At 70.7% G+C, this 6,055-nt stretch carries 3 protein-coding genes and 2 pseudogenes; 3 read left to right on the top strand and 2 right to left on the bottom strand.

Annotated elements, in window-relative coordinates; genetic code table 11:
• Positions 1 to 316: 316 nt before the first annotated feature.
• Together AC0CYZ_RS00250 and AC0CYZ_RS00245 are read left to right on the top strand one after the other, a co-directional pair.
• Positions 317 to 997: an ABC transporter ATP-binding protein gene (locus tag AC0CYZ_RS00250; RefSeq protein ID WP_472210830.1), complete on the top strand. Its 681-nt coding sequence runs from the start codon at positions 317 to 319 to the stop codon at positions 995 to 997.
• Between the two features lie 6 nt (positions 998 to 1,003).
• Entirely contained in the window at positions 1,004 to 3,559 is a 2,556-nt protein-coding gene (locus AC0CYZ_RS00245) for an ABC transporter permease (RefSeq protein WP_472210827.1), read from the top strand.
• A 248-nt stretch (positions 3,560 to 3,807) separates the two neighbouring features.
• Here AC0CYZ_RS00245 and AC0CYZ_RS00240 read toward each other — a convergent pair whose 3' ends face one another.
• Entirely contained in the window at positions 3,808 to 4,953 is a 1,146-nt protein-coding gene (locus tag AC0CYZ_RS00240; protein WP_472210824.1) for an alpha/beta hydrolase, read from the bottom strand.
• A 357-nt stretch (positions 4,954 to 5,310) separates the two neighbouring features.
• A pseudogene (locus AC0CYZ_RS00235) lies at positions 5,311 to 5,580 on the bottom strand (NAD(P)H-quinone dehydrogenase); the annotation flags it as partial.
• A 15-nt stretch (positions 5,581 to 5,595) separates the two neighbouring features.
• Here AC0CYZ_RS00235 and AC0CYZ_RS00230 point away from each other — a divergent pair.
• Positions 5,596 to 5,988: pseudogene (locus AC0CYZ_RS00230) on the top strand (DUF3043 domain-containing protein); the annotation flags it as partial.
• Positions 5,989 to 6,055 lie beyond the last annotated feature (67 nt).

The following is a 6,055-nucleotide window of genomic DNA, read 5'->3' as shown; positions in this document are numbered from 1 at the left end:
TTGGTGACGCCGGCGGCCCGCTCGTGGTCGGCGCCCTCGGGGCCGGCGTCGGTCTCGCCAGCGGGTTCGCGGGTCTGGGCGTGCTGATCGCGCTGGCCGCCGCCCTGGCCGGCGCCGCCCGCATCGGGACCCACCACCCCTACCCTTACTACTATCGCTGAAGTAGTAGTTTGGCGGGCGGCCGGGTCACCGAAGCGGAAAGGCAGACCGTGACCAGTGCGGAGCAGACGAGCGAGGACCACCCGAGCAGGCCGGGCGAGGAGGGTACGGCTCGGCCGAGGAGCTGACCTAGGTCTACGGCTCCGGTGACGCCCGAGTGGTCGCCCTCGACGGGGTCGACATCAGCTTCGCCACCGGCCAGTTCGCCGCCATCATGGGCCCATCGGGCTCGGGCAAGTCGACGCTGATGCACTGCATGGCAGGCCTCGATACCCCCAGCTCCGGCCGGGTGTTCATCGGCAGCGCCGAGATCACCGCCCTGAAGGACAAGGCGCTCACCCGGCTGCGTCGCGACCACGTCGGGTTCATCTTCCAGTCCTACAACCTGCTGCCCACCCTCACCGCGCAGGAGAACATCACCCTGCCCGCCGACATCGCCGGACGGTCGCTCGAGCCTGCCTGGCTGGACCAGATCATCGACACCGTCGACCTACGCTCCCGCCTCGGGCATCGCCCCGGCGAACTCTCCGGCGGCCAGCAGCAGCGGGTGGCCGTGGCCCGGGCGTTGGCCGGGCGACCGTCGGTGATCTTTGCCGACGAGCCCACCGGCAACCTCGACTCCCGCACCGCCACCGATGTGCTCGAGCTGCTGCGCCGGTGCGTGCACGAGCTCGGCCAGAGCATCGTCATGGTCACCCATGACCCCGTCGCGGCCGCGCACACCGACCGGGCGGTGTTCCTCGCCGACGGCCAGGTCGTCGACGACCTCTCCTCACCCACTGCCGACACGATCCTCGAGGCCATGAAGAGCTTCGAGCGGATCGGGACGAGGGGCTGAGCGACGGTGTTCCGTGTCAGCCTGCGCAGCCTCGCCAGCCACAAGGCCCGGCTGGTGATGTCGGCGCTGTCGATCGTGCTCGGGGTCGCCTTCATCAGCGGCACCCTGGTCTTCTGCGACACCATAGATGCCAGCTTCAGCCGTCTGTTCAGCGCCACCACCCCGGACCTGACCGTGACTCCCCAGCTGGCCTTCACCCCCGAGGTGGAAGACCAGGCCCTGCTGGGCGAGGTCCCCACCATGCCGGCCTCGACGGTGTCTTCGGTCGCCGGTGTGGCCGGAGTTGGGGCGGCCTACGGCGATGTGACCGTCTCCAACGCGACCGTCATCGACGCCCACAACACCGCGGTCGGGCCCACCAGCGGCGCTCCTACCCTGGCCCACAGCTGGTACCCCTCTCCGCACTCCCCGACGATCACCGAAGGACGGCCCCCGGCTACCAGTGGCGAGATCGCCCTCGACGCCACCACCGCTGCCCGGCGCAACGTGCACCTGGGCGACGCCCTGCGGGTTGTCACCCCGACGACCACAGTGCCGGTCCACCTCGTCGGCCTGGCCCACCTCGCTGGCCCCAACCCAGGCGTGAGCATGGTCTATCTGGACACCGCCAGCGCCCAGAACCAGCTGCTGGCCAAGCCGGGCACGTTCACCTCGGTCGCTGTCGACGCCCGCCCCGGCACCCCAGACACCGACCTGCGTGCCCACATCGGTGCCGCACTCGGCCCGAACTACGCCATCGCCACCAAGGACGAGCAGGCCGCTTCGGGCGCCAGCCAGATCAGCGCCGTCCTCAGCGTGGTCACCGACGCCCTGCTCGGCTTCGCCGGCATCGCCGTGCTCGTCGGCATCTTCTTGATCCTCAACACCTTCTCGATGCTGGTCGCCCAACGCACCCGAGAACTCGGACTGCTGCGGGCCCTGGGCGCCAGTCAACGACAGGTCACCCGGGCAGTGCTCATCGAAGGCCTGGTCGTCGGCGCCCTCGGCGCTACCGCCGGGCTCGGAGCCGGGATCGGACTGGCCGCCGCACTCAAGACGATGATCGGCAACTTCGGAGTCGACCTCTCGGCCACCACCCTGGTGATCGGCCCACTGCCCGTCGTGGCGGCCTACCTCGTCGGGGTCGGTATCACCCTCATCGCTGCCTACCTGCCCGCCCGCCGCGCTGCCCGCATCTCCCCGATGGCCGCCCTCCGAGAAGCCATCGCCGCTCCGTCTCCACCGTTGGGACGTCGCAGCATCATCGGCGGAGTCGTGCTGTGCGCTGCGGTCGTCGCCCTGGTCGCCGCCGGCACCACCTCCACCGACAAGACCATCACCGGGCTCATCCTCGCCGCGGGCGTCATCGGCTCACTGATCGCCGCCATCGTGCTCGCCCCCGTGATCGCCGAAGCCGTGGTGCGCGTCGCGGGCGCCGGCTTCCCGCTGGCCTTCGGCGCCGTGGGGCGGCTCGGTCAACGCAACGCCCTGCGCAACCTCCGCCGCACCGGCGCCACCGCCGCCGCCCTCATGGGCGGCCTGTCCCTGGTCGGGGCCACCGCCGTTCTGGCTGCCTCGCTGACCACGTCGATCAACAACGAGGTCAACAGCACCTTCGGCGCCGACTACGTCATCAGCGGCAACGGTCAGTCCCCGGTCAGCACCGACATCATCAACCGGGTCCGGACCATCCCGGGCGTGGATGCCGTCACCACCCAGCACTACGCCCTGGCCCACGTCGACAGCTTCCAGCTCGCCCTGTCCGGCGTGGACGTCGCCACCATCGACCGAGCGGTGCGGCCCCAATACAGCGCCGGATCGACCCAGGCACTGGCCCGGGGCGAACTCGCTGTCGACGAGACCACCGCCACCGCCAACCACTGGAGCGTGGGCTCGCCGCTGCAGCTCACCTTCGCCGGCGGCAGCAACGCCCCCCTGACCATCGGGGCCATCACCAAGCCCCCCACCGGTGGCGGCAAAGACGGCGGCGTCTTCCAGGTCTCGACCGAGACCCTGGCCCACTACGTGCCCGCCGCCCCGATCACTACCGTCTACCTCAACACCGCCCCGGCGGCCGAGCGGCGAGCCGTCGGTGCCCAGCTCGACCAGCTCGTCGCGACCTACCCCCAGGTGCGCCTGCAGAGCCAAGCCGACTACCGGAATGAGGCCCGCCAGCAGGTCGACACCGTGCTCTACCTGATCTACGGGCTGCTCGCACTGGCCATCCTCATCGCCGTCCTCGGAGTGATCAACACCCTGGCGCTGTCGGTCATCGAACGCACCCGAGAGATCGGCCTCCTACGAGCCATCGGCAGCTCACGACGACAACTACGCCGCCTCGTCCGCCTCGAATCCGTGCTCATCGCGATCCACGGCGCCATCCTCGGGCTCGCCCTGGGCCTGGCCTGGGGCGTCGCCGGACAACGAGCGCTCCGGGCCCACGGCATCACCGCCCTAACCATCCCCTGGGCCACCGTCGCCGCTGTACTCGTCGGAGCCGTCCTGGTCGGTCTCATCGCCGCCCTGCTTCCCTCAATCAGGGCCTCGCGCCTCGACGTGCTGACAGCTATCACAACGGAGTAGGAACGTGGGGGAGGCACGACGTCTACCTACCGAAGGTCTAGTCACTGCCCGACCCCCCGGACCCCGATGACCGGACCCTGGGGCCCGAAGTTCTCGCGCCCTACAGAGAGCTGCGGCCCCATTCCCGCTGCGGCGCGCGGACGGGCTCGTCGTTTCGTCTTATCGTCAACCACCCTCGGTGGGCGCTGGACCCAAGAAGTACGAGGTCACGTCGGGCGTTGACGAGCAGCCGGGCAGGACCGGGCGTTTCAGCTGGTGGTGTGGGTCGGGCCGGGGGCGTTCCAGGCTGGCACACTCGACTGCTCGGTGCGCGTGCCAAGCGGGTGGTCGTCGGGCGCGATCGGGGCGGGGAGCTGGGTGCCCAGCCAGCCGAGGATCGTCGGGAGCTGGGCGCGTACGGCGTCGGTGTTGTGGCCGCCGCCGGGGAAGGTGATCAGGCTCAGCGCGACCGGCGGGGATACGGCCAGATGAATGCGCTCGGCGGCGTCCTGCTCGTCGCGCTCGCCGATGCCCGCCGTAACGAGCAGCCCGAGCGGCACCGAGTGGGAGTGCAGCAGCTCAGTGACGTTGTTCGCCCGACGCAGATCCTCCCGCCCGGCGAACAGCTCACCGGTGGTGGCGTCCTGGGCGGTGGCGTCGTAGCCGCTCTGGCTCGCCGCTGTGCCGTACCAGGCGGGGTGGCGCAGGGCGAGGTTCATCGCGCAGTAGCCGCCCGTGGACCACCCGGCCAGCGCCCAGCCGGGGCGGTCGGCGCGGACCCGCAGCCGCGACAGCGCCCAGGAGCGGAGGTCGGCAGAAAGGAATGTATCGTCGGCGGCCCCGGCGACGGCGTCAACGCACTCCTCGTCGTGGCTCAGTCGGGGCTCGCCGTTGGTGTCAGGGACCACGACCACACTCGGGGGCATCCGGTCGTGGTCGATGGCGTCGTCGAGCAACCCGGGGAGCCCGAACAGGGCGGTGACCTCGCGGGGCTCGCCGGGAAAGCCGGGGAACCACTCGATCACCGGGAAGCGCAGCGCGGCATCGGCGTCGTCGTAGCCCGGAGGCAGATAGACATCAACATCCCGGATCAGATGACTCGACCGCCCGGTCACCGTCAGGTGCACCGTGGTCCCGTGGCCGCTGCGGCTGCGAGCAACCCGGACCGCTCGGGTGGCCGCCAGCCGGTCACCGTCCGGCCCAGCTTCGAGGTCGCTGCCGCCTGCGGGGTCCGAGGACGTGCCGATCAGCGTGCCGAGGGTGGGGTAGAAACTGCCCAGACGATTGACCTCCGCGGCGCAAGCCAGCACGACAACGCCCACCGCCACCAACACCGTGACGCTGCGACCAAGCCGACGCCGCCGCCAGGCGTCCCAGCGCCACGGGACCAAGCACACGGTGAGCAGCGCGGCCACCGCCACCAATAAGCAGAACCACCCGCTGGTGATCGACAACTGCGAAGCGTGCAGCACCCGAGCAGCAAAACACGACACCCCGGCGCGCCCCCCGAGCGGCGCGCGGACCGAACCGCCCACAACCCCTCCGAGGGCCCCCCGCCTGTCTACGAGGTCGCGACAACTGGGCCCGGGACAAGGTCTGGGAGCCGTCGATGGACCCGGCCGAGCGCGACCGCCTCTACGCGGAGTGGAGGAAGGCGGTCACGCGGACGTTCGACTGGGCTTAGCGTCGCGCCGAGACGGCGGTTCTGGGACAGCACTCGTTCCTCGTGCTGTCCCAGACGTCGTCGGCGCGGAGGCCGCAGGCCACCTAGAGTCGAGGTTGTTGTGCTGCATCAGGCGGCGACCGGCCTCGGCGACCGAGCCGGACAGCGACGGCGGGTAGATCGAGAACGTGTGGGCGAGGTCGTCCACCGTGAGGTTCTTCTGCACGGCCGTCGCGGGCGGCAGGATCAGCTCGCTGGCGACCGGCGCCACGATCACGCCGCCGATCACCACGCCGGTCGCCGGCCGGCAGAACACCTTGACGAAGCCCCTCGAGATGGCGGACATCTTGGCGCGCGGGTTCGTGCCGAGCGGCAGCACCGCGAGGCCTCCGCGGAGCGACGCAAGCGCATGATGGCCGGGGACGACCGCGTGCTCCCGGTCCGTGACCGCGGGCCGGTCAAGGCCTTCATCCGGGACTCCGTCGACTCCCGGCGCCGCCTCATGGGCCTGTTCATGCCGCTGGTGGTGCTGATCTTCATCACCGTCGTCGTCCCCGTCGCGGGCCTGCAGAACATCGGCAGCCTGCTCTGCCTGTGCATGCTCGCCGCGATGGTCGTCGAGGGCACGCTGCTGGGCCGCCAGATCACCGCCCGGGTGCGCACGAAGTTCCCGAACGAGGATGTCAAGGGCTTCTCCGTCGGCTGGTACGCCTTCACCCGGGCCACCCAGATCCGCAAGCTCCGGATGCCCGCCCCGCGCGTCGCGGTCGGCGAGGCGGTGGCCTGACCCTGGCCGTCCGCACCCTCGTCCTCGGGGGGACGCGCTCCGGGAAGTCCGCGTGGGCGGAGTCGCA

This window comes from Actinomycetospora sp. (assembly GCF_055612215.1).
This window is presented reverse-complemented; position numbering and strand designations above follow the sequence as displayed.